Origin of the sequence: Psychrobacter sp. KH172YL61, from assembly GCF_007182895.1 — a bacterium.
GTDB lineage: Bacteria > Pseudomonadota > Gammaproteobacteria > Pseudomonadales > Moraxellaceae > Psychrobacter > Psychrobacter pacificensis.
Genome location: NZ_AP019516.1, coordinates 3060917 through 3084249, shown reverse-complemented (window position 1 = coordinate 3084249; position 23333 = coordinate 3060917). Strand labels below are relative to the sequence as shown.

Here is a 23333-nt window from a genome sequence, read left to right as displayed (position 1 = left end):
ATTCGCTCAGCAAGAATTCACAACAAGTTGTTCTTTAGTTTAAGCTTACGTTTTAGGACGTATTAGGGTCTGTAGCTCAGCTGGTTAGAGCACCGTGTTGATAACGCGGGGGTCAGTGGTTCGAGTCCACTTAGACCCACCATTATTAATGTAGGTGAAAGAGCCCTAAGTCAATCCCCCTTTAAGGGATTTCCTCTTGCGCTCGGATCGAAGCAGTGCTTCGGTTGTATCCTCGCTCAGGGGCCATAGCTCAGTTGGTAGAGCGCCTGCCTTGCACGCAGGAGGTCAACGGTTCGACTCCGTTTGGCTCCACCACTACATACAGCTAAGCTTAGCGTGCTAAATAAAATAGGTATCAAATAGAAACAAGTGATTCATCTTGAATAAAGACACGATTACTTCTTTCTGTTTTATACAGAAAACTATGACTCGACGAGAGCATAGGAACTATTTAAAAACATAGATATGAGTCTGGGTTAGGATGAGCGTATTCACGCGCCCATCTTAACCTTAATAACTCACCCTCTTAACGACATTGTTTGTTATCCCAGGGGTGAGTTATTAAAAAAGTAAAGAGAACTGAATCAAGCGTATAAACATAGGTGATATCGTTATCATAATTAGATTGTATGACACATAGAAGTCGAAAGACTACTTGGGGTTGTATGGTCAAGTAATGAAGCGCACATGGTGGATGCCTTGGCAGTCAGAGGCGATGAAAGACGTGACAGCCTGCGATAAGCTTCGGGGAGGCGGCAATATCCTGTGATCCGGAGATTTCTGAATGGGGAAACCCACTTACCATAAGGTAGGTATCCTAATTTATTAGGGAAGCGAACGAGGGGAAGTGAAACATCTCAGTACCCTTAGGAAAAGACATCAATTGAGATTCCCCTAGTAGCGGCGAGCGAACGGGGAGAAGCCGATTAATGCTAATGTAGAAGAACAGCGTGGGAAAGCTGACCATAGTAGGTGATAGTCCTGTATTCGAAACATTAGCGTTAACATATTAAGTAGAGCGGGGCACGAGAAATCCTGTTTGAAGATGGGGGACCATCCTCCAAGGCTAAATACTCCCTGACTGACCGATAGTGAACCAGTACCGTGAGGGAAAGGCGAAAAGAACCCCTGTGAGGGGGAGTGAAATAGAACCTGAAACCGTGTGCGTACAAGCAGTGGGAGCCCACTTGTTGGGTGACCGCGTACCTTTGTATAATGGGTCAGCGACTTATATTCTGTAGCAAGGTTAACCGTTTAGGGGAGCCGTAGGGAAACCGAGTCTTAATAGGGCGACTAGTTGCAGGGTATAGACCCGAAACCGAGTGATCTATCCATGAGCAGGTTGAAAGTGCCGTAACAGGCACCGGAGGACCGAACCCACTGTCGTTGAAAAGCCAGGGGATGACTTGTGGATAGGGGTGAAAGGCTAATCAAACTCGGTGATAGCTGGTTCTCCCCGAAAGCTATTTAGGTAGCGCCTCGGACGAACACCATTGGGGGTAGAGCACTGTTTCGGCTAGGGGGTCATACCGACTTACCAAACCGATGCAAACTCCGAATACCGATGAGTGATATCCGGGAGACACACGGTGGGTGCTAACGTCCATCGTGGAGAGGGAAACAACCCAGACCGCCAGCTAAGGCCCCAAATTCCTAGTTAAGTGGGAAACGAGGTGGGAAGGCATAGACAGCTAGGAGGTTGGCTTAGAAGCAGCCATCCTTTAAAGAAAGCGTAATAGCTCACTAGTCGAGTCGGCCCGCGCGGAAGATGTAACGGGGCTCAAACTAGGAGCCGAAGCTGCGGATTTGAATTTGTTTTCAAGTGGTAGGGGGAGCGTTGTGTAAGCCTGTGAAGGTGTGTTGTAAAGCATGCTGGAGGTATCACAAGAGCGAATGCTGACGTGAGTAACGATAATGGGTGTGAAAAGCATCCACGCCGGAAGATCAAGGGTTCCAGTCCAACGTTAATCGGGGCTGGGTGAGTCGACCCTAAGGCGAGGGCCGAAAGGCGTAGTCGATGGGAAATCGGTTAATATTCCGATACTTGTTTATAATGCGATGGAGGGACGGAGAAGGTTATGTCAGCCTGGCGTTGGTTGTCCAGGTGAAAGGATGTAGGTTTATAGCTTAGGTAAATCCGGGCTATTCTATACCGAGATCTGATAGCAAGCTGTACTTGTACAGCGAAGTGGCAAATACCATGCTTCCAGGAAAAGCTTCTAAGCAATAGTTATAAACGAATCGTACCCTAAACCGACACAGGTGATCAGGTAGAGAATACCAAGGCGCTTGAGAGAACTCTGCTGAAGGAACTAGGCAAAATGGTACCGTAACTTCGGGAGAAGGTACGCTGTTGGTGGTGATAGGACTTGCTCCTTGAGCTGCTGGCAGTCGCAGATACCAGGCTGCTGCAACTGTTTATTAAAAACACAGCACTCTGCAAACACGAAAGTGGACGTATAGGGTGTGATGTCTGCCCGGTGCTGGAAGGTTAATTGATGGGCTTAGCGTAAGCGAAGGTCTTGATCGAAGCCCCAGTAAACGGCGGCCGTAACTATAACGGTCCTAAGGTAGCGAAATTCCTTGTCGGGTAAGTTCCGACCTGCACGAATGACATAATGATGGCAGCGCTGTCTCCAGCAGAGACTCAGTGAAATCGAAATCGCAGTGAAGATGCTGTGTACCCGCGGCTAGACGGAAAGACCCCGTGAACCTTTACTACAGCTTTACATTGAACTTTGACCTGACTTGTGCAGGATAGGTGGGAGGCTTTGAAACTGAGACGCCAGTCTTGGTGGAGCCATCCTTGAAATACCACCCTGGTCATGTTGGGGTTCTAACTCAGGTATCACAATACCGAGGACAATGTATGGTGGGTAGTTTGACTGGGGCGGTCTCCTCCTAAAGAGTAACGGAGGAGTACGAAGGTGCGCTCAGACCGGTCGGAAATCGGTCGAAGAGTATAAAGGCAAAAGCGCGCTTAACTGCGAGACCCACAAGTCGAGCAGGTACGAAAGTAGGTCTTAGTGATCCGGTGGTTCTGTATGGAAGGGCCATCGCTCAACGGATAAAAGGTACTCTGGGGATAACAGGCTGATACCGCCCAAGAGTTCATATCGACGGCGGTGTTTGGCACCTCGATGTCGGCTCATCTCATCCTAGGGCTGAAGCAGGTCCTAAGGGTATGGCTGTTCGCCATTTAAAGAGGTACGCGAGCTGGGTTTAGAACGTCGTGAGACAGTTCGGTCCCCTATCTACCGTGGGCGTTGGAAATTTGAGAGGATCTGCTCCTAGTACGAGAGGACCAGAGTGGACGAACCACTGGTGTTCGGGTTGTCATGCCAATGGCATTGCCCGGTAGCTACGTTCGGATGGGATAACCGCTGAAAGCATCTAAGCGGGAAGCCCACCTCAAGATTAGATTTCCCTAAAGAGCCGTTCAAGACTAGGACGTTGATAGGCAGGGTGTGGAAGCACAGTGATGTGTGTAGCTAACCTGTACTAATTGCTCGTTTGGCTTGACCATACAACACCAAGTGGTTTGTATCAAGTCTAATTAATCTATCTTGTATAGCCCAGGCTATAGAAACAGACAGAATATTTCGATATCACCGTTAACCTTGATTCAGTTAGGGTAAGTGGTACTTATCAAAAGTCACACGAACAGACTCATATCTAACCCCCTTTGCTGACGACAATAGCGCGATGGCACCACCTGATCCCTTCCCGAACTCAGAAGTGAAACATCGTTGCGCCAATGGTAGTGTGGTTCGCCCATGTGAGAGTAGGTCATCGTCAGCTCTCTATTCCAAAAGCCCCCTTCTGCGAAAGTAGAAGGGGGCTTTTGTGTGATATTTTATTGGAAATATTAAATTTTGCTCAGTAAAAATTTTATATTTAGTTTAAAGTCTAACTTGCACTATTATATAACTTTTATTGCTATATATAGATTGTTGGTTCTTAATATAGATGCTAAATTACATTTCATAAATGACTATATAATTTTGAAAAATTTAGGAAATTTACTTTGATTGAGAAAGCATCTGAGCTACTTGAGAAGTTTATAAAAGCTGAATCCGAAAAGTTACAAGGTATTAAGATGCCTCATATGCCTACTCTAGGCTCTGCCTATGAAGAGGTTACTAAACAAGGTATCGATAATGAGTTCACTATTCCAAAATTTCTGAAGTTGCGCGTTGTTTCTGGCTTTATTTCTACTGGAGATGAGATGCTACCACAACAAGTTGATTGTATGCTTGTGTATGGAGATGGCAATAGATATGGACTAACTGAACAATATGTTTATAGTATTGATAAGGTACTTTGTATCTTTGAGGTCAAGAAAAATTTGAGAAAAGCTGATTTTATAGACGCCATTCAACATCTTGGCTCTATACGTACAAAGTTTGCTGAACATTTTGAACATAGACTTATACACGAAAGTTATAAACCTGATATTAGGATTGCTGCAAAAGAATTTTCAAAAATTACGGGGAAAACTGCACCTAAGAAATACTCTGATATACATGACCTTTCTAAAAGCGATGCCATATTATTCTATGTATTGGTTCAAGAGTCGTTAGCTCCCATAACCATTATTCATGGTTACGAAGGGTATAAAACAGAGCAAGGATTGCGTACCACTTTTGTGGACATAATAGAAGAAAGAATACAGGAAGAAGGCGATGGCTTAGGAATACCGAGTATTCCTGCTCTAGTTACGTCGAATCAGTTTTGCCTTATAAAAAGTAATAGCGTACCTTTCTCGGTTATCAAGGATAAGAACGAATGGGTAGCTATCTGCTCAACAAGATATAATCCAGCAAAAATGATACTTGAAATAATATGGTCTAAAATATCTATATATTTCAATGTAGATATGCCTTGGAATGATAAACTTTATATGGATAATATTCAGCCTTTATTGATAGCTGAAGTAGTAGAACACGAAGGTAGAGTAGGTTGGAAATATGAATCATTAGAACTCAAGGAAAAACATCTCAAAAGAAAGGATGATAATAGTTGGAGACCTGCTGCTATTGGAAAAGCAGAAGTTGCAGCTATCCGTCTTATGATGCTGAATGGTGGCTATTTAACATCAGATGATCAAGTGGAAGAGTTTTTAAGAAACCATCATGGAACCACATTCAACGAGGTAATAGAAAGTCTTATTTTAACAAGGCTGTTTATATCTGGGGAAGGCTACTTGAAACCAATTAATATAAATACTTATATTATGATCACTGATGATGATGAAGGTTTTATTGCAAGTGAGCGAGATAGATTCGACCTGTGGTGTAATGAAAATGAGCTAGAACCTTCTTATATAAGCTTTATGTTCCTTGAGTAATTTTTCTTATTATCTGTACCTTTCAAAACAACTCACCCATCTCAAACTTTTCTTCAAAATCAAATCCTAACTGCTCATTCTTACGCAGTCGCATGAGCTCTATACGTAACTTACGTCCTGCGATAAGCCTCAGCACCTCGCGTTGCTGCTCAGTCGTCATATCATGCCATCGTTGGCGCTCGGCTCGACTGCGCAGGCAACCAAAGCAATAGCCTTTTTATTGCTTTGACAGACACCGATACAAGGGTTGTCAATGTCGAACAGCTCAAACTGTTGATTCATGGCGACTCCATTGCGATTACCGTCATTCCTTTGACTGGTACCAGACGATTATGACTATATTATTATGTCGCAAATATTGACTAATAGTGTGCCGTTTTATTGTTATTATTTTTGTGCATCGGGTGCTATGCTTAGCGTCACTGGTCTATATAAGACAATCATAACAAAATTAATAAGTGAGATGATACGTGAACCTGATTTATATCCATGGACTGGACAGCGATGCAAACTCGACTAAAGGGCTGCTGTTAGAAAAATATTGCCAGCAGCATCATCCTGATATCACGGTGCTGCGCCCTGATCTTAATAAATCGCCTGCGCAAGTGCGTGAGCAGTTGTTGTCATTGATAGAAGGGTTAAATAATAGCAAAGACCAACAGACGGGATCGTCCAACACGGTATTGGTCGGTAGCTCATTGGGTGGGTATTTTTCTACCTTAATCAGTAATCAAATAGATTGTCCTGCATTGCTGCTAAATCCTAGCACACAGCCTCATATCACGCTACAGCGCTTTTCTGATAACTCAGCATCAAATCAAGATAGTAGTGATGAGTCATCGGATAATAAAGTCCTGCATACGACGGCAGGTGGCTGGCGTATTACGCCGTCAGATTTGCAGTGGTTTGCAGATCATCAAATTTCTCAAGTCACTTCTCCTAATAAAGTTGCTGTACTGCTGAAACAAGGTGATGAGCTATTAAACGCTGAGTTGTCTCAGGCCTTTTATCAAAGTCAGGGCGCATCAGTAACCGTACAAGCAGGAGGAGACCATCGCTTTAGTGACTTTGGTGAGCAGCTACCGATGGTGATAGAGATGCTACGAGAGTTAGTAAGGTCTTAGATAGACGACATTATATGACGTGAACGATGGACTATTGACCTTAACGTCGCTGTTTTTGGTTATAATGGTTTTATAGAGTTAAACGCACATGAATAGTTAAGGATGCATTTGTGAGTCAATATAATGCGCAATCGTTAGAAGTTTTAGAAGGGCTGGAACCCGTACGTCGTCGCCCAGGTATGTATACCGATACCACGCGACCAAACCATTTGGCGCAAGAGGTCATTGATAACTCGGTGGATGAAGCGTTGGCGGGTTATGCCAAAACCATCAAAAGTGCAGCTGCATAGTGATGGATCGCTGTCTGTCGAAGATGATGGGCGCGGTATGCCAACCGATATTCACCCTGAGTTTGGTCAATCCGGTATTGAGCTGATTTTGACCCGTTTGCATGCGGGTGGTAAGTTCTCGACTTCTAATTATGAAGTATCGGGCGGTCTGCATGGTGTGGGTATCTCTGTCGTCAATGCGCTATCTACGCACGTTGAAGTGACGGTATGGCGTGATAGTACCCAGTTTGATATGGCGTTTGAAAATGGCGCAGCCGTGACGCCGTTGACGGAATCAGTCAGCTCAAACAAACGCAAACGTGGTACCAGAGTGCACTTCTGGGCCGATGGTAGTTTCTTTGATACGCCCAAATTTAACGTTAAGCAGCTCAAGCATAATTTAAAAGCCAAAGCGGTTTTGGCCGCGGGACTAACGATTGAGTTCACCGATGATATCAATGATGAAAAGGTCGTTTGGCAATTTACCGATGGGGTTGTCGAGTATCTAAGCGAGCAGCTAGACGGTCTTGAGACACTACCTGAAGCACCGTTTTATTATAATTATGATGCAAAAGCGGGCGAACGTGCGGGTGTGACCTTTGCCTTGTCTTGGCTGCCTGAGGGTGGTACACCGATTCAAGAAAGCTATGTCAACCTGATTCCGACAGCGCAGGGCGGTACCCACGTCAATGGACTGCGTACAGGTATTTTAGAAGCGTTACGTGAGTTTTGTGATATTCATAATTTATTACCACGCAGTGTGAAGCTAACCGCAGAAGATGTGTGGGATGGGGTGAACTATATCTTATCCCTGAAGTTTTCTGAGCCGCAGTTTTCTGGTCAAACCAAAGAACGTCTCTCTAGCCGCGAAGCTGCAGCCGCTGTACAGACCTTGGCAAAGATGCCTTTAGCTTGTGGCTAAATCAACATGCGGATATGGGCACGCAGATTGCTGAATTGGCGATTAATAAAGCAGGACGTCGCCTAAAGTCAGCTAAAAAAGTCGCTCGTAAGAAAATCACTCAGGGACCAGCGTTACCGGGAAAATTGGCGGATTGTCGCGGTGATTTGCGCGATGGCGCAGAGCTGTTCCTAGTAGAGGGTGACTCGGCAGGCGGTAGTGCTAAGCAAGCACGTGATCGTCACTATCAAGCGATATTGCCACTGCGGGGTAAGATTTTGAATACATGGGAAGTCTCTTCGGATACGGTACTATCAAGCCAAGAGATTCATGATATTGCTATTGCGATCGGTGTGGATCCTGCCTCTGATGATCTGTCCGAGCTGCGCTATGACAAGATATGTATCTTAGCAGATGCTGATTCTGATGGCCTGCACATTGCGACGCTGATCTGCGCGTTATTTGTGAAGCATTTCCCTGCGCTAGTGGATGCCGGTCATTTATTCGTTGCCATGCCGCCGTTATACCGTGTCGATGTGGGTAAAGAGGTGCATTACGCGCTAGATGAGCCAGAGCTTGCGCATATATTAGCCAAGGTATCGGGCAATAAAAAAGCGCAAATCACGCGCTTTAAAGGACTGGGTGAGATGAGTGCTGAGCAGCTACGTGAGACGACGATGAGCCGCGATACGCGCCGCTTGGTGCAGCTTGATATGGACGATATGGTACTGACCAATGGCATCATGGATATGCTACTGGCGAAAAAACGTGCCGCTGATCGCAAGTCATGGCTTGAGAGTAAAGGTAACTTAGCCGATATTGCGTTATAGAGTTACAAAGTTTTTAAACGATTTTCACACAGGGATAAGCGTTAAGCGTTATCCCTTTTTATGACTAAAATCTAGTCAAGCTATACAAATAAAGCAAAATATAAATAATAAGTTAGTCCGCTCAGGTTAATGCTATGATGGGGTATTCTCATTGTGTAGTGCTATTATGTCCTCAAACCCAAAAACCAGTCCCACTGCTAAACCTACTGCGAACAGACGCTCTAAAGTATTGCCTGAGCTTAATAAAAAAGATCTGGGCAACTTAATCCCTAAGCGCGGCGGTAAACTGACTCCTAAAATAGGTCGTATGCTGATGAAGTCGGCGGGCTGGAAGACCGTAGGCTCTATCCCTAATATCTCACAAGCGGTGGTCTTGGCTGTCCCTCATACCTCCAACATCGACGGGATATATGCGCTACCTTGCTTGTTTGCACTGGATCTCAAAATCAGTATTATGGGCAAGCATACGCTGTTCAAAATACCAGTGCTGGCGCAGCTCATGCGCTGGCTTGGTATCATACCTATTAATCGCGAAGCCAAAGGCTCAGTGCTACAAGCGAGTATCGATAAGTTTAAAAATAATAAGACTTTGTTTTTGGGTTTAGCGCCTGAAGGCACGCGCAAATATACTGACAGCTGGAAAACTGGGTTTTATTACTTGGCAGTAGGAGCCAATGTACCTATCTTACCAGTAGCGTTAGATTATAATACTAAAGAAGTTCGTTTTTTGTCTCTGGTCCATCCAACTGGCGATATCGAAGCAGATTTACCGAAAATTTATGCCCAGTACCAAGGCGTGATGCCGCGCCATCCTGAGCGTTTATCGCAGCCGCTACAGGATGTTAATAACGCAGCTGAATAAAGCTTGTGACAGCATTATTGGTACTGGCCTTAATAAGTTTTTATAATTTAGCTCTAAAAACAAAAAAAGCCCCTGATATGAAACTAAATTTGAACTGACCCCCGAAACTTGGACGGTTTAGTTTATACCAAGGACTGAGTTCTGTACTGCACAGGGCTCAGTCCTTTTAGTTTGAGTTGAATACGCTCATTATTGTAATAATGCATATACTCATGAATCTGTTGTTCTAACTGCTCAATCGATTTTGGTTTCTCAATATAAATCGTCTCGCACTTCAGCGTACCAAAGAACCCCTCCATCAGCGCATTATCCAAGCAGTTGCCTTTTCTGCTCATGCTTTGCTTAATACCGTGCTGTTTAAGCGCCTTACTGAACGGTCTCATCTGATAATGCCAGCCTTGATCTGAATGCAGCATTAAACGGTTGTTCTGGTGCGTATCTATCTTATCTAACGCCTTATCTAGCATCTTGCTAACCAAATCATAGGTAGGTCTCTTTGAGAGCGTATAGCTGATGATCTCATTGTTATAACAATCGAGTATCGGTGATAAATATAGCTTATGATCACCTACCTTAAACTCAGTAATATCAGTGAGCCAGCGTGTGTTTGGTCTATCTGCATGAAACTGACGCTTTAAATAATTCTTTGCAATTTTGCCTTGTACACCTTTATAAGAGCGATATCTTTGTCGTCGAATCCGTGCACTTAAGTTTAAATGACGCATAAGCTTAGCGATGAGCTTGTGATTGTAATGGCTACCTAACTGCTTTAGCGCTGCCGTTATTCTACGATAGCCGTACCTGCCTTTATGCTGGTGATACAGCTTAGTAATACGCTGTTTTAAGTCAGCATGTTTATCTTTATCACCAAGCTTTTCTCTATGATAGTAAAAGACGCTTTTAGGCATACCAGCGGCTTTAAGTAAGTCAGATAAACAGCAGCGCTCTCTTAGTCCCTTCGATGAGCCTTGCTTTTTGCCTGCTTTTTCCTCCCGCTTTGAGCAAGGCATCGAGCTTTTTTAGGTAGGCAACCTCTGCACGTAAGTACTCATTCTCACGCTTCAATTCTGCTAAGCTTTTTTCATCCCTCTGGTTTGTCTGTAATGAAGGGTTTGCTCATGACGGTTCTACCTTTAGGTTTGGAGATGAGTCCAGATATGCCTTCTAGTCGATACGCTTTATGCCAGTGACTAATAAGCGCCGGTGAGCTGATGTTATACCTTAAAGCAACTTCCAATTGACTTAAGCCTTGGCTAAGCATCGTTGTAATGACTTTGTGTTTAAACTCGTGACTATAGTAAGCTTTGCTGGTCTTTGGTTTGATAGCTTCAATACCACCGCTTTGATATTGCTTAACCCATTTGATAACTATCTTATTATCTAGGTTAAATTCCTCAGCTGTAGCACGACCAGTATGTCCTTGCATATAGTATGCGATGACTTCAAGCTTAAAGTCTAGATCGTAGCGCATAAAAATACCCCATAAGTTGTGTCCAACTTATGGGGGGCAGTTCATAAGTGAGGCTTTTTTAATTGAATCGCTTTAATACTTATCCATCAGACAGCCAATATACTAAAACTGTGGCTGCCCATTAGATGCGCTGACACCACCATCAACTGGTAGATTTACCCCAGTAATCATAGAGGCATCATTACTGGCTAAAAAGGTAATCGCGGCGGCGATATCTTCAGGAGTCACAAAGCGTTCTAGAGGGCAGCGTGCTAAAAATTTATCGACCTTTTCTTGATCTTCTCGCATGTCTTTGGTCATGTTGGTCTTAGTCGCGGTAGGGTTGACCGCATTGACGCGCACACCATCAGGGCCATGATCCATCGCTAACGTACGTGTCAAGTTGGTGACGCCTGCTTTGGCAGCGTTGTAAGCGGCCATGTTCCAATCACCGCCGATACCTGAGAGCGATGAGACATTGACGATATTGCCTTGTGTCTTGATGAGATGCGGCATTGCAGCCTGACAGACATAAAAAGTACCATTTAAATTGACATCAATAGCTGCGTGCCAATCCCTCACTAGATAAGTCCGTTATTTTGCCTTCCATACCTTTGCCCGCATTATTGACGACGATATCGAGCTTTTCAAACCTCTCAATCACTCGTTTTACCATTTCTTGTACTTGGCTTTTGTACACTAATATCACAGGTGATGGTCATGTAGTTGTCGGTATGAATCCATGTATGATCTTCTGGAAACTGTTTTGCGGTCTCCTCTAAAGTTTCAGAGGTTCGTCCCACTAGTACCACAGTCGCGCCTTCATTAGCGAAACGCAGAGCAGTGGCGCGTCCCATACCTGAGCCGGCTCCAGTGACAATGACGGTTTTTTCTTTAAAACGCTTCATAATGCTCAATCCTTGTTATTATATAGTGCTTATTAAAATTCGATAAACGTACCTGACATTAATACGTGAGCGCAGCTTATAACTATAAGATCCACGCACAAGCATTGCTGCTTTGATATCATCATAACAAGTCATTACGTTGAAAGCGACTGCGTCTGATAGTGCTTATGTAGCGTAATTTTACATTCGTAAAAATGTTGAAATGCTGATGACTATGTTTATAAATATGCGTTTATAAATATGCCACCATTTTAATCAGCCAAAATGTCATTCATCACACATCATAAGATTATAAAGGGCTAGAATCTGTGTCTCATTCGTCTACTATAATATCCGATGGGGGCTACCTTGACCTTGCTAGTGAGCTGGCCTGTTACTTACAGACAGCAGCGGTAGACATCGCTCTAGCTGGTATGCAGACTATTGAACAGCAATATGATGCTCGCTATAGCGCACGCTCGTATCATTACCAGCTTTCGTCGGGCAAGCTGCAACTGCTGGCACTGACATTATACTTGCCAATGAGTACAAGCTCAGCTGATATTGAGCGAGCACGTATGACTGCTATAAAAGCTGCGCTGGCATGGCATAAATCATCATTGTCTCAAAATGAACATGTTGCACAGACTCATGATATTTTGGTTTTCGATATTCAGCTGACTGATAATGTAGTAGATGGTCATAAGAAAAATACTGATAGTCAGGACAGCAAGCAATTAAATCACTTGCAACATGCTTTTGGTGCTCGTTATTTTTTGGAGGACTTGGTTGTAGACATGAGTGAGGGCGGGCAGCAATTGCAAGTCTTCAGCTGGCATGACTGGCACTCAATACTGGTTGCGGTACAGACACCCTATGAGTTATGGCGGTTTTTGAATTATCACTTAGAGCAACTACAATATTCGGCTATCAGCCATGTCCCAAGTTTTGTATCAGAAGAAGTGCTAGTCGCTGAATTTTTGCAAAGCGCCTCTTTATTCACACCTGCGATCACAGTAGACAATGCACTTATCAAGTACGACATTCAGGACAAACCTAATCCAGCGTTGGTGGCCATGGCGCTTGCATATAAGAATCAGAGCACGACTGCGCAGATGTACCAACAGCATATGCAGCAGGCAGCCACGCTATGGTCACAGCTCAGTACACAAATGATAGCAGCATATGCTGATAAGCAGACATCTAGTAATGGCCAAGAATCATCAACTGAGCCGTTGGGGTTTCGTTGGCAGCAGCAACTATTAGATGAGTCTTTATTTTCGCGTCATGAGCTGATCCGTACGCTATATAGACATCCTAAGCAAAGTAAGACGCTGCAACAAGATGGTTATATCGTACATCAGCATTCCTACGAAACCTTGGGGCGGCATTATGTACTGATATTCTATGGACAAGACGCTCAAGCAAAAATAGCAAAAATGTTATTCAACCGAATCTAGCAAAATTGCACAGGATGTTGCGACTCGATTGCCAATAGCAGAGCTGCATCATATCGTTGTACTCGGTATCGACTTTATTACTGAGGCAAATGAAACGTTCATCGATATTGATGTGTGGATTCAGTCAGTGGACGCGATGACGCAAAGAGAGCGACAGCTAACCAAGCAAATACAACAATTAAAGAGCAAAAAGTCGCATCAAAATACGCAAGAGGCAGAGAAGCAAACTGCTCAAAACTCTGAAAGTCATCCTCAATCTGACAAGTTGCCTCAAGTACGTCTAAGCCTTTCTATACCAGCGCGAAAGAAATAATGAGCACGTAACATATTTTGAAAATCGAGCTGAGTATTCTGCTAGAAGCTGCTGTAAGTCTAACTTATACTGACACTCACAAAAAAAGACAGCCTAGGCTGTCTTTTTTTTATCTAAGAGTAGGTAATTATTGATACTTATTTATTGATGTCATCGTTAAGATCATTACCAGGAAGGATTTGATTACTGTTATAGATATCATTGGTATCAATATCTACGCGAGGGAGTGTCAATCACATCAGTGCGCAAATCAGTCGTTGACGTGCTAGCAGCTGAAGGTGTGTTGTCACGAACTGAATCAGCAACTTTTTCTTGCGTTGATGAGCTTGGCTGCAGCGTGGATTTTGCTTTTGCTTCGTCGCGCTCACGATCCATTCTATCTTGCATTTTACGTAGGAAACGTGCGGCTGCTTCTTGGCCACCAAGACCAAATGATAGGGCAAAGGCGACGGCGACGGCACCTAGCGTTAGACCAAATGCTAGATTCACGATTGAATCTGCAATACCCATTGCTTTTAGACCCATAGCAAGTACAAGGCCCATAATCAATACACGCACAATGTTTGCTAAGAATTGTGAACCTTGTTCAGAGCGCTCAACAACACCTGCAATAATATTGGCAAGCCAAAATCCGATGAACAGGATAATCGCACCTAAGATGATGTTAGCGCCAAATGCGATAAACATCGTAATAATAGCTGAGATAGGCTCGAAACCTAGTAAATCAGCAGCTGCGATAGCAGCAAATAGCATAGCAAAGAAGATAATCGCATAAGCAACTAAGTCAGAGATTCTCTTGTCACCCATAGTCTCTTGCAAGCCAACTTTGGCAGGCATTTGATTGATTTGAGTGTTTTCAAGCAATCCTTTGACGATATTTGCGACCATACGTACAACATAAAAAGTCACAAATAAGATAGCCACTGCCATGAAGATGTTAGGCAATGCTTCCATGATTTTATTCAACATATTGGTCGCAGGGCGAGCAATAACGTCGATTTTTAATGCGTTCAAAGCAGCAATAATCGTTGGGATAATAACCACTAAAAATGCTAGCGAACCTGCAATATTAGGTAGGCTGTTTTGTTCACTTAAGCCAGCTTTCGTCGCTAACTCTTGAACATTAAAAGTAGAAACAAGGTTGGTCACAATGCCGCGTACGACTTTGGCAATGATATAACCAACAACAAAAACCACACCAGCGATTAGGATGTTAGGGATAAAGCTGAAGATTTTGTCGACCATATTAGTCAATGGTGCAAACAAACCATCAAGCTCTAGCTGACCGAGTACCATGGTCAAAACAACCAATAAGATGAACCAGTAAACCATATCAGCGATGGTGCTGCTCATCGGTTTTACGCCTGCTTGTGTGCTTAGACGCTCGTCCATTGTCGTTTTAGAAAGCGCCGCATTGATTGTAGTGCGTGCGACAGTGGCGATAACCCAACCAATTACACCAAGCGCGATCGCACCGATGAGGTTAGGGATAAATGCCAATACTTGATTAACCATATTTGCAAATGGTGCCGAGATTGAGTTTAAGTTTAGTTGGCTAAGCGCCCCTGAAATAGCAATGATAAAGATAAACCAAAAAACAATCTTGGAGATAATTCCCTCAAGATCGTAATTTTTACCGGTTGAAGAGTTCATGCGTTGATTAAGATTGACTTTAGAGAGCACACCGCGGACAAGTGCTGCGATACCAAGTGCGACCAGCCAACCAATGATAAATATCAAGATAGCGCCAATGATAGAACCGATAGGCCCACCAAGATAACCGTTAAAAGATGTATACATTGGGTTCATCTTATCCTCCTTGAATCATCCTATAGGTAACACTCAAAAGTATTGTGATTACAATCACTGTTGAATGAGACAAATATACAGATGGTTTATTATAAATAGTGTCTTTAAATTGAGTTATGGGAAGATATTATCATTTTCGAATAAAGGTAATTATCAAAAGTATCAGGCTGGTTTTTAGTTATCGCTTTGCTACTGACGCTCATATATCAATGATAAATACCAACATTCGATTACTTATCTCCTTACCCAATCTAGCTTAGCCTATGTATTGATGGATTTAAAGATAGAAAGCTTTACCTGCCACTATATTTGTGTGATAACTTGTTATTATAATAGGAAATATTAACACAGACTGTACATTCGCCCGATAATTTCGTGTAAAGCGTGGTTCCCAAAACTAAGATTTGTTATTATAGAGCAATGTGACATCTCGCCACTATTCTTACAATCAGAGAGTAATCTATGAAAAAAATCACTACTTTAAGCATTAGTGCCCTTGCTAGTGCTATGTTGTTAATGACAGGCTGTAGCACCAATAACGGCAGTCAAGAAACAGCTGCTCAAAGCGTTTCTATCACAGAGCAAAGCTCAGCAAGTGAAAAAGTGGGCTATAGCTTAGGATTCATGATGGCAGAAGGCAATAAAGAAGCTGTCAAAGATTTGAACCTGGATACTTTTGAAAAAGGTTTCCGTGATGGTTACGAAGGCAATGATTCAGCATTGACCCAAGAGCAAATGCAAGAAGTATTGATGACGTATCAAAAAGAGCAAGAAGAGCAGTTCGCAAAAGACATGCAAACCAAAGCAACAGAAAATAAAACTGCTGGCACAGCATTCTTAGCAGAAAATGCGAAAAAGAAGGCGTGAAGCAAACGGATTCTGGCCTGCAATATAAAGTATTAAAAGAAGGTACAGGTAAATCGCCAAAAGCAACTGACGTGGTGGAAGTGAACTACGAAGGTAAATTGATCGATGGTACCGTATTTGACAGCTCATATGAGCGTGGTGAGCCAATTGAGTTCCCACTAAACCAAGTAATCGCTGGCTGGACGGAAGGTCTACAGTTGATGAAAGAGGGCGGCAAGTACGAGTTCTATATCCCATCAGACATCGCCTATGGCGAAGCGGGTAACGCTGGTATCGAGCCAAATAGCACGCTTATCTTTACGGTTGAGCTATTAAAAGTAAAGTAATGCGCGGCTGAAGCATTCATCTATAAAAAAAGCCTTCATAATGATTATGAAGGCTTTTTTTATGCGCAGAGGTTTTATATCAGTTTGTCTATAAATTATAGGTTTTTTTGAAAGACTTTAGAGTTGCGACCATTGTGGTACTTCTCTAGACGTGCTGCTGGTAAGGCACTTGCCTCAACTTCCGCAAAGCCTTGCTCAACGAACCAATGGGCGGTACGCGTGGTCAGTACAAACAGTTTATGTAGACCATGGCTGCGCGCTTGCTGCTCTAAAAACGCGAGCAAATCAGCACCGCGGCTACCATTGCGATATTCAGGACGTACGGCAACACAAGCGACTTCTGCGGACTCTGCGTCTAGCGTATGCAAGGCTGCACAACCCAAAATCATACCATCACGTTCGATGACGCTATAGTTGTCGATTTCTTGCTCTAAGCGTTCACGTGAGCGGCTGACTAAGATACCTTGCTCTTCTAGAGGGGATAACAGCTCGATAAGGCCAACGACGTCATCGATATTGGCACGGCGAATTTCTTCGTAAGGATCATGGCTAATTAGCGTACCAGAACCGTCACGAGTGAATAATTCTTCTAATAGTGCACCGTTTTTGGCATAGGAGATGATATGCGTGCGATGGACACCTTGACGGCAAGCCAAGCTTGCGCAGTTCAAGAAATAATTGATTTCACAGTTCAAATCACGGTCACGTAAGAAGCGATCCACTTCGTTAGGAATCATCTCATGTAGCAAACGATCACCATCATTGATACCTGCTTCTTCGCCCAAAAATATCAGCTTATCAGCACCCAGCTCTACTGCGGCGCTAAGTGCAACGTCTTCAGCGAGCAAATTGAACACTTCACCTGTCGCAGAGTAGCCCATCGAGCCCAATATCACGATGTGGTCATGCAGTAGGTTGTTTTTGATGGCTTCAACGTCAATAGAGCGCACTTCACCCGTCATTTGATAATCAATGCCTTCACGAATGCCATAAGGGCGCGCCGTGACAAAATTGCCTGAGATGGCGTCAATACGTGAGCCGTACATCGGCGAATTGGCCAGTCCCATCGACAGCTGTGCTTCGATCTGTAAGCGAATTGCGCCAACCGCTTGCAGGATAGCGGGCATTGCAGCACGCGGCGTGATACGAATGTCTTGATGCAGCGGAGATTCAATATTATCGTCTTTTAGGTTTTTTTCGATCTGCGGTCGCGCCCCGTGTACCAGTACCAGCTTGATACCCAAACTATGGAGCAAGGCAAAGTCATGAATCAGCGTGCTGAAGTTAGGATGATTGACCGCTTCACCGCCAAACATAATCACGAAAGTCTTACCGCGATGCGTATTAATGTATGGGGCAGAGTTACGGAACCAATGGACGTATTCAGGGTTAATCTGTGGCATGGAACTAGTAGTCATAATGGGAACAGTAGTCGTTAGAATAAGAAAAAGGGCGTAGCAAAAAAATGCCTAACGCTAAAGATTTACCATAGCAAAAAACGCGGTTATGAGCTATCTTTTATTTCAGCTGTGTTGAGGTCTTTTTATTGCCCATCGGTGATATACACAACCTCAACACGGGGTTAATGTACCCACAAATGCTTTTTTGCTATGCTAAGCGCTATTGCTTTACTGTCAATGAACGAAGATAATCAATAAAAATGATGAATCTGATTCTTTTAATTATTGACTATGTATTAAGATAACTCAGTTTTTGCCATCTGTGCTTTACCGATATATCAATCAGGGATAATGAGAACTATGAAAAAAGTAACCAATTTGCTAGCCCATTTAGTGCTTGGAGCGGTCATCGCTTATTTCACGTTGTTGCCGGTACGCTCATCGGTGCGATGGTAGTCACGCAGGCATCTGCCATGCTGCCGACACCAGAGCAAGCAGTTGATAGCTCAATGGCAGTTCAAGCCAATACAAATGCGAGCAGCAACTCAAGTGCTCAAGCGGTCAATAGTAAAATCACCGCATCGTTGGTCAGTGTTGATGCCAATGGTCAAGAAGTACTCGTCCCTGTCGATACAAATACTCGTTTGCAATCAGGTAACGTATTGGAGTATCAAGGCTACTTTACCAACACCAATGCCGATCGCGTCCGTAAGATGACGGTCACCATGAGTATTCCGGATCAAGTAGAATTGCTTGGTACAGTGGCACCTGAGTTCCCATATGGGAGTGTCGATGGCAACAACTTCGCCCGTATGCCACTACGTACCAAGGTAGACAATCAACTACAAGATGTGGCACTAAAATACTATAAAGCGGTTCGTTGGGATCTTGAAGGTGTTGGTTTGAACGACACCGTTGCAGTGAAATATCGCGCGCGCGTAAAGTAACGCTAAGACTTTCATAGTAAAAAATTCGTCAGATAATGATGTTTATTATTGATAAAGCACCACCGTTTATAACGGTGGTGCTTTTTTATGCATTGGATCTAATGTCGCTTAACTCTTGTGATGAGTACGCAATAGAGTTAATCAAAGCGTCGCATATTTGCTAGAAGATTTCTCTCGAATCAGCTGTTTGATGGCGTTGATTTGTGGCGTTGTGGCTTGTGCACCTGCTTCTATCAGCGTACGACGCTGCCTGGTATCTATTGAGCTATTACGACCGACATTAGGCGTAATGACAATGTCCGCGCGATCTCGTTCGCGGCTTATTGATGGGGAGCGATTGGTAGGGGATACGATATTGGTTTCGAGAAAGCCCCAAAAGTCGCTTAATGAGCTGATGGTTATTGCTCTATTATCAATAGGGCCATTGACTTGAGCGGCAGTCACATCAACAGCAATAACAATATCAGCGCCCAAGTCGCGTGCGCTGTCAACGGGTACGAGGCTGACCACGCCACCGTCAATATATTTTTTGCCGACTTTTTCTGGAATACGCGGGGCAATAAAAATATTGGGCACGCTACAGGATGCTTGGACAGCAAGCCCTGCGTTACCTGTGGTAAAGACGGCTTTTTTTAGGGTGTTTTTTCTGCTGCAACGGCGGCAAAGGTAATTGGAAAGTCTTCTATGACTTGTCCGCGAACTTTTTCATTCACAAAGTTTTTGAGTTTGATGCCTTCGACAAAGCCTTGATTGGATAAGGTAAAGTCTGTCAACTGGCTATCGGTGGTGGTCAGTGCCAACTGCTCAAGCTGTAACGGCGCGTATCCACTGGCATACAGGCTACCGATTAAACTGCCGACACTCGTGCCGACGATCAGGGTAGGTTTGATGCCATTCTCTTCCAATGCCTTTATCACACCCACGTGGGCAAACCCTTTGGCACCGCCGCCACCCAAGACCAATGCGACGCTAGGTAACTTCACGATAGGCTCTGGCGTTTTAGGTGTTTGAGCAGTGGGTGTTAGGGTGCTGCAAGCACTGACGCATAACCCAACTATGGCAAGCATGCTAAGACGTAATATACTTAAACCTTGATGAGACGGTCGATATAGAGCAGAGTCTGACATAAAAAACACCTTATAAAATGACCGTAGTTTATAAAAACCATGATGCAGAAAAACCATGTTGTAGAAAATAAGACAGCTACTATTTATATAATAGATGTAAACAAGTTGTCTTAAAGGGTTTTGCAGTCATGACGGAATAGCTTAGCATAAGTCATTGACTGTTCAGCTATAATGAGATGAATCGATGTTTATATTTTGCTGTTTTTACGGGTCATTTTATGACAATCTTTCTTAGGTGAGTTATATTTAAAACAGCCGATGACATAGATAAAAATAATAAATAACCTTGTTAGGATCTTTGATGCCAGTATCGATGAATGTTTCTTCAGCCAATTCAGCAGACCATATAAGGCCTGACTTGCCACTCTCGGCGTTAGATATGCCAGTGACAGCGTTGGCAGGTGTTGGGACAAAGGTAGCGGAGCAATTGGCACAATTGAATATTAAGCGGATATTTGATTTGCTACTGCATTTGCCGCGTGATTATGAAGATCGCAGTCGACTGGTATCAATCGCAGAAGTGGCTCACGGACAGTCGGCTATGATTACCGGACGTGTGGTCCATGTCGATACTAAACGTAGCGGCATGACCGTAACTGTGAACGATGATACGGGCACCATAGCTTTGCGGTTTTTTAAAGTCTATCGCGGCCTTGCGCAGACCATGAATGTGGGGACGCGATTACAGCTGTTTGGTGAAGTCAAAGTCAGTCGTTACGGCAAACAAATACACCATCCTGAATATCAAGTTATCACAGATAATATAGCTACGACTGATACGGGTCTACAGCCCATTTATCCGAGTGTGAAAGGCTTGCACCAAAATAAACTACGCACTTTGATCAAGCTGGCCCTGCAAACGGTTCGTAGTCAGGGTCTACCGATGACGTTGTTTACGAAGGAGGATTTTGCCGTCGTGGCTGACTTACCATTAGTACCTTTTGAGCCAGCCAAATCTTTACTGCTAGAGACAGAGTTTCCAGAAGATATTTTTTCGACATTGGCGCGAAGTGTGCCTGATCATGTGATTGGCAATAGTGTGAATAGGCCTACTGCGTCCGTTTACAACGTCAATAATGATAGCCATAGCGCAGCTGCTCGCATCGCTCATAGCAATGTTTATAACTTAACGATATTTGAAGCGCTAGTACTGCTACATACACCGCCCACCTACACCAACGCAAGCCAGCAATACAAACTGTTGACCCAACTGACTGCGCGTACTCACGCTGCCTGTCAGCGCTTGATTATCGAAGAGTTGACCGCCCATCAGCTTAGCCTGTTGTACCGTCGTCAGCAGCTGCATCAGCACAAAGCACCCAAATGTACAACCCACAGTCCGCTAGCTGATAAGCTGTTTGGTGCATTGCCGTTTGATCTAACAGGTGCACAAAAACGAGTGATGAAAGACATCACGACTGATATGGCAACCTCTATCCCAATGCTACGACTGGTACAAGGCGATGTGGGCGCTGGCAAGACTTTGGTTGCAGCAGGAGCGGCGGGTTATGCGCTTGATAGTGGTTGGCAGGTGGCAGTCATGGCGCCGACTGAGATTTTAGCAGAGCAGCACCTCGTGAACTTTAAGCAATGGTTTGAGCCGCTAGGTATCGGTGTTGGTTGGCTCGCGGGTAAGCAAACTGCCAAACAGCGCCGCGAGGCCTTAGAAGCGGTTGCGGAAAACACGGTACAAATTGTCGTTGGTACGCATGCCTTGTTTCAAGAGCAAGTACAGTTTGCCAAGCTAGGGCTCGTGATCATTGATGAGCAGCATCGATTTGGTGTTGAGCAGCGTATGGCATTGACCAATAAAGGCGTTGCCAATAGCACACCGCATCAGCTAATCATGACCGCTACCCCGATTCCACGAACGCTTGCCATGAGCGTTTATGGCGATATGGATACCTCTATCATTGATGAGCTGCCGCCAGGACGTACCCCCATTACCACGGTGACCATCGATCGTAATCGCCGCGATGAGGTGATCGAACGCATTGCCGTGAATTGCGAAGCGGGCAGGCAAGCATATTGGGTGTGCTCCTTAGTCGAGGCGTCTAGTGTGCTCGATGCACAAGCAGCTGAAGCCACGTATGAAGATTTAAATGAGCGCTTAGACATTCGCATTGGTTTAGTACACGGCAAAATGAAATCTGCGGATAAACAAGCCATCATGCAGGCGTTCAAGGCGGGTGATTTGGATTTGTTAATTGCCACAACCGTGATTGAGGGTGGGGGTTGATGTGCCCAATGCATCACTCATGGTGATCGAAAATGCGGAGCGTCTAGGGCTTTCACAATTGCATCAGCTTCGCGGGCGCGTTGGGCGCGGCTCAACCAAGAGCTTTTGTGTGTTGTTATACCAAAAACCATTATCAGAAACAGGCACGGAGCGTTTGAACGTGCTACGTGATAGCACTGATGGTTTTGTTATCGCTCAAAAGACTTAGAGCTGCGCGGACCGGGTGAACTGCTCGGTAAACGCCAGACAGGCAATGTTGGCTATTATTTGGCCGATCTTATCCGTGATGAGCAGTTATTTGCGATTGCGCAGCGTTTGGCCAAGCACTTGATTGCAGACCCTACCAGAAAAGCGGATGTCAGCCAATTGATTCATCGCTGGATGCCTGAGGCGAGTCGTTATACCAATGCTTAAAAGGGCTATTATTATATACCGTTTGGATATCTAAAACGTTTGACTCAATCAATTGATTGATTAATAATGACCCATGACAAAATTATCTGAAATTGACTTTGAAACCGCGCTTGATCGAGTCGAATCTGAACCTAGTAGTAGCGCCGCCTCCATTTTACGATGCGCCGAAGCGCTGTTTTCGGCTAAAGGCTTTAAAGCGGTTACTACTCGAGATATTGCCAAGGCTTCTGGCAAGAATATTTCCACCATTCACTTTCACTGGCAAAGCAAACGGTCGCTGTATGAAGCGGTATGTAGAATGCATGCTCGTCAGCTGTTGGCTTTTGTGTCTCAAACAGAAGCCGCGATTGCAGATAGTACACTTGAGCCCGCCCAAGCGTTAGAGCAGTGGATCGATAAAACTTTGGATTTACTGATTGAGAATCCAGCGATTGCTAAGCTAGCGTCACAGAATATCTCAGTACAAAATAACCCAGAAATGGTGACTTTGTTTGAACATGACATTCAAGTATTGGCGCGGTTTCAAGGCTATCTGTCTACATTTCTTGGTCCAACTGACGATCATACTAAGCCATTGCGCCTGTTCACCTTGCTTTATTTTACCATCGGTATGTTTACAGACTCGTCACTACAACAAGCCACGCTTGGCGGGTCGGTTTATGAGCAACCAGAGTTACAACAACAGCTTAAATCGTTTGCAAAAAATCTCGCAATGAGCTTGCTACAAAAAAATAGCGCACTAACCACTAATTCATAAG

18 protein-coding genes, 2 tRNA genes, 2 rRNA genes and 3 pseudogenes are annotated in these 23333 nt (G+C 44.2%); 14 read left to right on the top strand and 11 right to left on the bottom strand.

Translation table 11 applies throughout. The features are described 5' to 3' along the window. Positions 1-65 precede the first annotated feature (65 nt). The 5 genes from PKHYL_RS16435 to PKHYL_RS16415 all read left to right on the top strand — a co-directional run bounded on the left by PKHYL_RS16435 (position 66) and on the right by PKHYL_RS16415 (position 5350). Positions 66-142, top strand: a tRNA-Ile gene (locus PKHYL_RS16435). A gap of 97 nt (positions 143-239) precedes the next feature. Further along, positions 240-315, top strand: a tRNA-Ala gene (locus tag PKHYL_RS16430). 352 nt (positions 316-667) lie between these two features. After that, positions 668-3526: ribosomal RNA gene (locus tag PKHYL_RS16425) — 23S ribosomal RNA — on the top strand. A gap of 161 nt (positions 3527-3687) precedes the next feature. After that, positions 3688-3801, top strand: a 5S ribosomal RNA gene (gene rrf / locus PKHYL_RS16420). A gap of 226 nt (positions 3802-4027) precedes the next feature. Continuing rightward, a complete protein-coding gene (locus tag PKHYL_RS16415; protein ID WP_240365637.1) occupies positions 4028-5350 on the top strand; it encodes a DUF6602 domain-containing protein in 1323 nt (440 codons plus the stop codon). A 22-nt stretch (positions 5351-5372) separates the two neighbouring features. Here the strand turns inward: PKHYL_RS16415 and PKHYL_RS16410 are convergent, their stop codons facing one another. Together PKHYL_RS16410 and PKHYL_RS17885 are read right to left on the bottom strand one after the other, a co-directional pair. Beyond that, positions 5373-5546, bottom strand: a complete 174-nt coding sequence (locus PKHYL_RS16410) for a DUF1289 domain-containing protein (protein WP_240366558.1) — start codon at positions 5544-5546, stop codon at positions 5373-5375. Further along, entirely contained in the window at positions 5507-5632 is a 126-nt protein-coding gene (locus tag PKHYL_RS17885) for a hypothetical protein (protein ID WP_269778200.1), read from the bottom strand. The genes PKHYL_RS16410 and PKHYL_RS17885 overlap by 40 nt, the downstream gene beginning before the upstream one ends. A gap of 188 nt (positions 5633-5820) precedes the next feature. Here PKHYL_RS17885 and PKHYL_RS16405 point away from each other — a divergent pair, with 188 nt between their 5' ends. From PKHYL_RS16405 to PKHYL_RS16395, 3 genes and pseudogenes are all read left to right on the top strand, one after another. After that, positions 5821-6474 (top strand): YqiA/YcfP family alpha/beta fold hydrolase, encoded by a 654-nt coding sequence (locus PKHYL_RS16405; protein ID WP_071002719.1) that lies wholly within the window; start codon positions 5821-5823, stop codon positions 6472-6474. Between the two features lie 110 nt (positions 6475-6584). Continuing rightward, a pseudogene (gene parE, locus PKHYL_RS16400) lies at positions 6585-8474 on the top strand (DNA topoisomerase IV subunit B). Positions 8475-8640: 166 nt separating this feature from the next. Next, positions 8641-9336 carry a lysophospholipid acyltransferase family protein gene (locus PKHYL_RS16395; RefSeq protein ID WP_071002721.1) on the top strand — a complete coding sequence of 232 codons (696 nt, stop codon included), beginning with the start codon at positions 8641-8643 and terminating at the stop codon, positions 9334-9336. Positions 9337-9458: 122 nt separating this feature from the next. Here PKHYL_RS16395 and PKHYL_RS16390 read toward each other — a convergent pair whose 3' ends face one another. From PKHYL_RS16390 to PKHYL_RS17870, 5 genes are all read right to left on the bottom strand, one after another. Next, positions 9459-10346 carry an IS3 family transposase gene (locus tag PKHYL_RS16390; protein WP_240365636.1) on the bottom strand — a complete coding sequence of 296 codons (888 nt, stop codon included), beginning with the start codon at positions 10344-10346 and terminating at the stop codon, positions 9459-9461. A gap of 71 nt (positions 10347-10417) precedes the next feature. Then, complete coding sequence (locus PKHYL_RS16385) at positions 10418-10807, bottom strand: helix-turn-helix domain-containing protein (protein ID WP_240365635.1); 390 nt, start codon at positions 10805-10807, stop codon at positions 10418-10420. 102 nt (positions 10808-10909) lie between these two features. Beyond that, positions 10910-11368 carry an SDR family NAD(P)-dependent oxidoreductase gene (locus PKHYL_RS17880; RefSeq protein WP_269778199.1) on the bottom strand — a complete coding sequence of 153 codons (459 nt, stop codon included), beginning with the start codon at positions 11366-11368 and terminating at the stop codon, positions 10910-10912. Further along, the gene (locus PKHYL_RS17875) at positions 11343-11450 is read right to left on the bottom strand and encodes a hypothetical protein (protein WP_269778198.1); all 108 of its coding nucleotides are present in this window, start codon (positions 11448-11450) and stop codon (positions 11343-11345) included. Before PKHYL_RS17875 ends, PKHYL_RS17880 begins: the two co-directional genes overlap by 26 nt. Beyond that, on the bottom strand, positions 11443-11694 hold the full coding sequence (locus PKHYL_RS17870; RefSeq protein ID WP_269778197.1) for an SDR family NAD(P)-dependent oxidoreductase: 252 nt from the start codon (positions 11692-11694) through the stop codon (positions 11443-11445). The genes PKHYL_RS17875 and PKHYL_RS17870 overlap by 8 nt, the downstream gene beginning before the upstream one ends. 308 nt (positions 11695-12002) lie before the next feature. On the opposite strand from PKHYL_RS17870, the gene PKHYL_RS16375 reads away from it, so the two are divergent. Then, positions 12003-13133, top strand: a complete 1131-nt coding sequence (locus tag PKHYL_RS16375) for a hypothetical protein (RefSeq protein ID WP_240365634.1) — start codon at positions 12003-12005, stop codon at positions 13131-13133. A 28-nt stretch (positions 13134-13161) separates the two neighbouring features. Continuing rightward, on the top strand, positions 13162-13446 hold the full coding sequence (locus PKHYL_RS16370; protein WP_240365633.1) for a hypothetical protein: 285 nt from the start codon (positions 13162-13164) through the stop codon (positions 13444-13446). A 207-nt stretch (positions 13447-13653) separates the two neighbouring features. Here PKHYL_RS16370 and PKHYL_RS16365 read toward each other — a convergent pair whose 3' ends face one another. Then, a complete protein-coding gene (locus PKHYL_RS16365) occupies positions 13654-15255 on the bottom strand; it encodes a mechanosensitive ion channel (RefSeq protein WP_240365632.1) in 1602 nt (533 codons plus the stop codon). 462 nt (positions 15256-15717) lie between these two features. On the opposite strand from PKHYL_RS16365, the pseudogene PKHYL_RS16360 reads away from it, so the two are divergent. After that, positions 15718-16448, top strand: a pseudogene (locus PKHYL_RS16360) (FKBP-type peptidyl-prolyl cis-trans isomerase). 95 nt (positions 16449-16543) lie between these two features. Here the strand turns inward: PKHYL_RS16360 and argA are convergent. Next, a complete protein-coding gene (gene argA / locus PKHYL_RS16355; RefSeq protein ID WP_071002725.1) occupies positions 16544-17866 on the bottom strand; it encodes an amino-acid N-acetyltransferase in 1323 nt (440 codons plus the stop codon). Between the two features lie 455 nt (positions 17867-18321). On the opposite strand from argA, the gene PKHYL_RS16350 reads away from it, so the two are divergent. Then, positions 18322-18795, top strand: a complete 474-nt coding sequence (locus PKHYL_RS16350) for a hypothetical protein (protein WP_240365631.1) — start codon at positions 18322-18324, stop codon at positions 18793-18795. Between the two features lie 141 nt (positions 18796-18936). Here PKHYL_RS16350 and PKHYL_RS16345 read toward each other — a convergent pair whose 3' ends face one another. Continuing rightward, positions 18937-19371 carry a patatin-like phospholipase family protein gene (locus PKHYL_RS16345; protein WP_240365630.1) on the bottom strand — a complete coding sequence of 145 codons (435 nt, stop codon included), beginning with the start codon at positions 19369-19371 and terminating at the stop codon, positions 18937-18939. A 56-nt stretch (positions 19372-19427) separates the two neighbouring features. Next, positions 19428-19922, bottom strand: a complete 495-nt coding sequence (locus PKHYL_RS16340) for a patatin-like phospholipase family protein (RefSeq protein WP_240365629.1) — start codon at positions 19920-19922, stop codon at positions 19428-19430. A gap of 301 nt (positions 19923-20223) precedes the next feature. Between PKHYL_RS16340 and recG the strand changes: the two are divergent. Next, positions 20224-22575 (top strand): annotated as a pseudogene (gene recG, locus PKHYL_RS16335) (ATP-dependent DNA helicase RecG). Between the two features lie 73 nt (positions 22576-22648). Beyond that, entirely contained in the window at positions 22649-23332 is a 684-nt protein-coding gene (locus PKHYL_RS16330; protein ID WP_240365628.1) for a TetR/AcrR family transcriptional regulator, read from the top strand. Position 23333: the final 1 nt, after the last annotated feature.

Coding starts and splice junctions, on each gene's coding strand:
- PKHYL_RS17885 (WP_269778200.1), bottom strand. CDS start 5,632: ATGAATCAACAGTTTGAGCTGTTCGACATTGACAACCCTTGTATCGGT.
- PKHYL_RS16395 (WP_071002721.1), top strand. CDS start 8,641: ATGTCCTCAAACCCAAAAACCAGTCCCACTGCTAAACCTACTGCGAAC.
- PKHYL_RS16390 (WP_240365636.1), bottom strand. CDS start 10,346: ATGCCTTGCTCAAAGCGGGAGGAAAAAGCAGGCAAAAAGCAAGGCTCA.
- PKHYL_RS16385 (WP_240365635.1), bottom strand. CDS start 10,807: ATGCGCTACGATCTAGACTTTAAGCTTGAAGTCATCGCATACTATATG.
- PKHYL_RS17870 (WP_269778197.1), bottom strand. CDS start 11,694: ATGAAGCGTTTTAAAGAAAAAACCGTCATTGTCACTGGAGCCGGCTCA.
- PKHYL_RS16365 (WP_240365632.1), bottom strand. CDS start 15,255: ATGAACCCAATGTATACATCTTTTAACGGTTATCTTGGTGGGCCTATC.
- argA (WP_071002725.1), bottom strand. CDS start 17,866: ATGACTACTAGTTCCATGCCACAGATTAACCCTGAATACGTCCATTGG.
- PKHYL_RS16350 (WP_240365631.1), top strand. CDS start 18,322: ATGCTGCCGACACCAGAGCAAGCAGTTGATAGCTCAATGGCAGTTCAA.
- PKHYL_RS16340 (WP_240365629.1), bottom strand. CDS start 19,922: ATGTCAGACTCTGCTCTATATCGACCGTCTCATCAAGGTTTAAGTATA.
- PKHYL_RS16330 (WP_240365628.1), top strand. CDS start 22,649: ATGACAAAATTATCTGAAATTGACTTTGAAACCGCGCTTGATCGAGTC.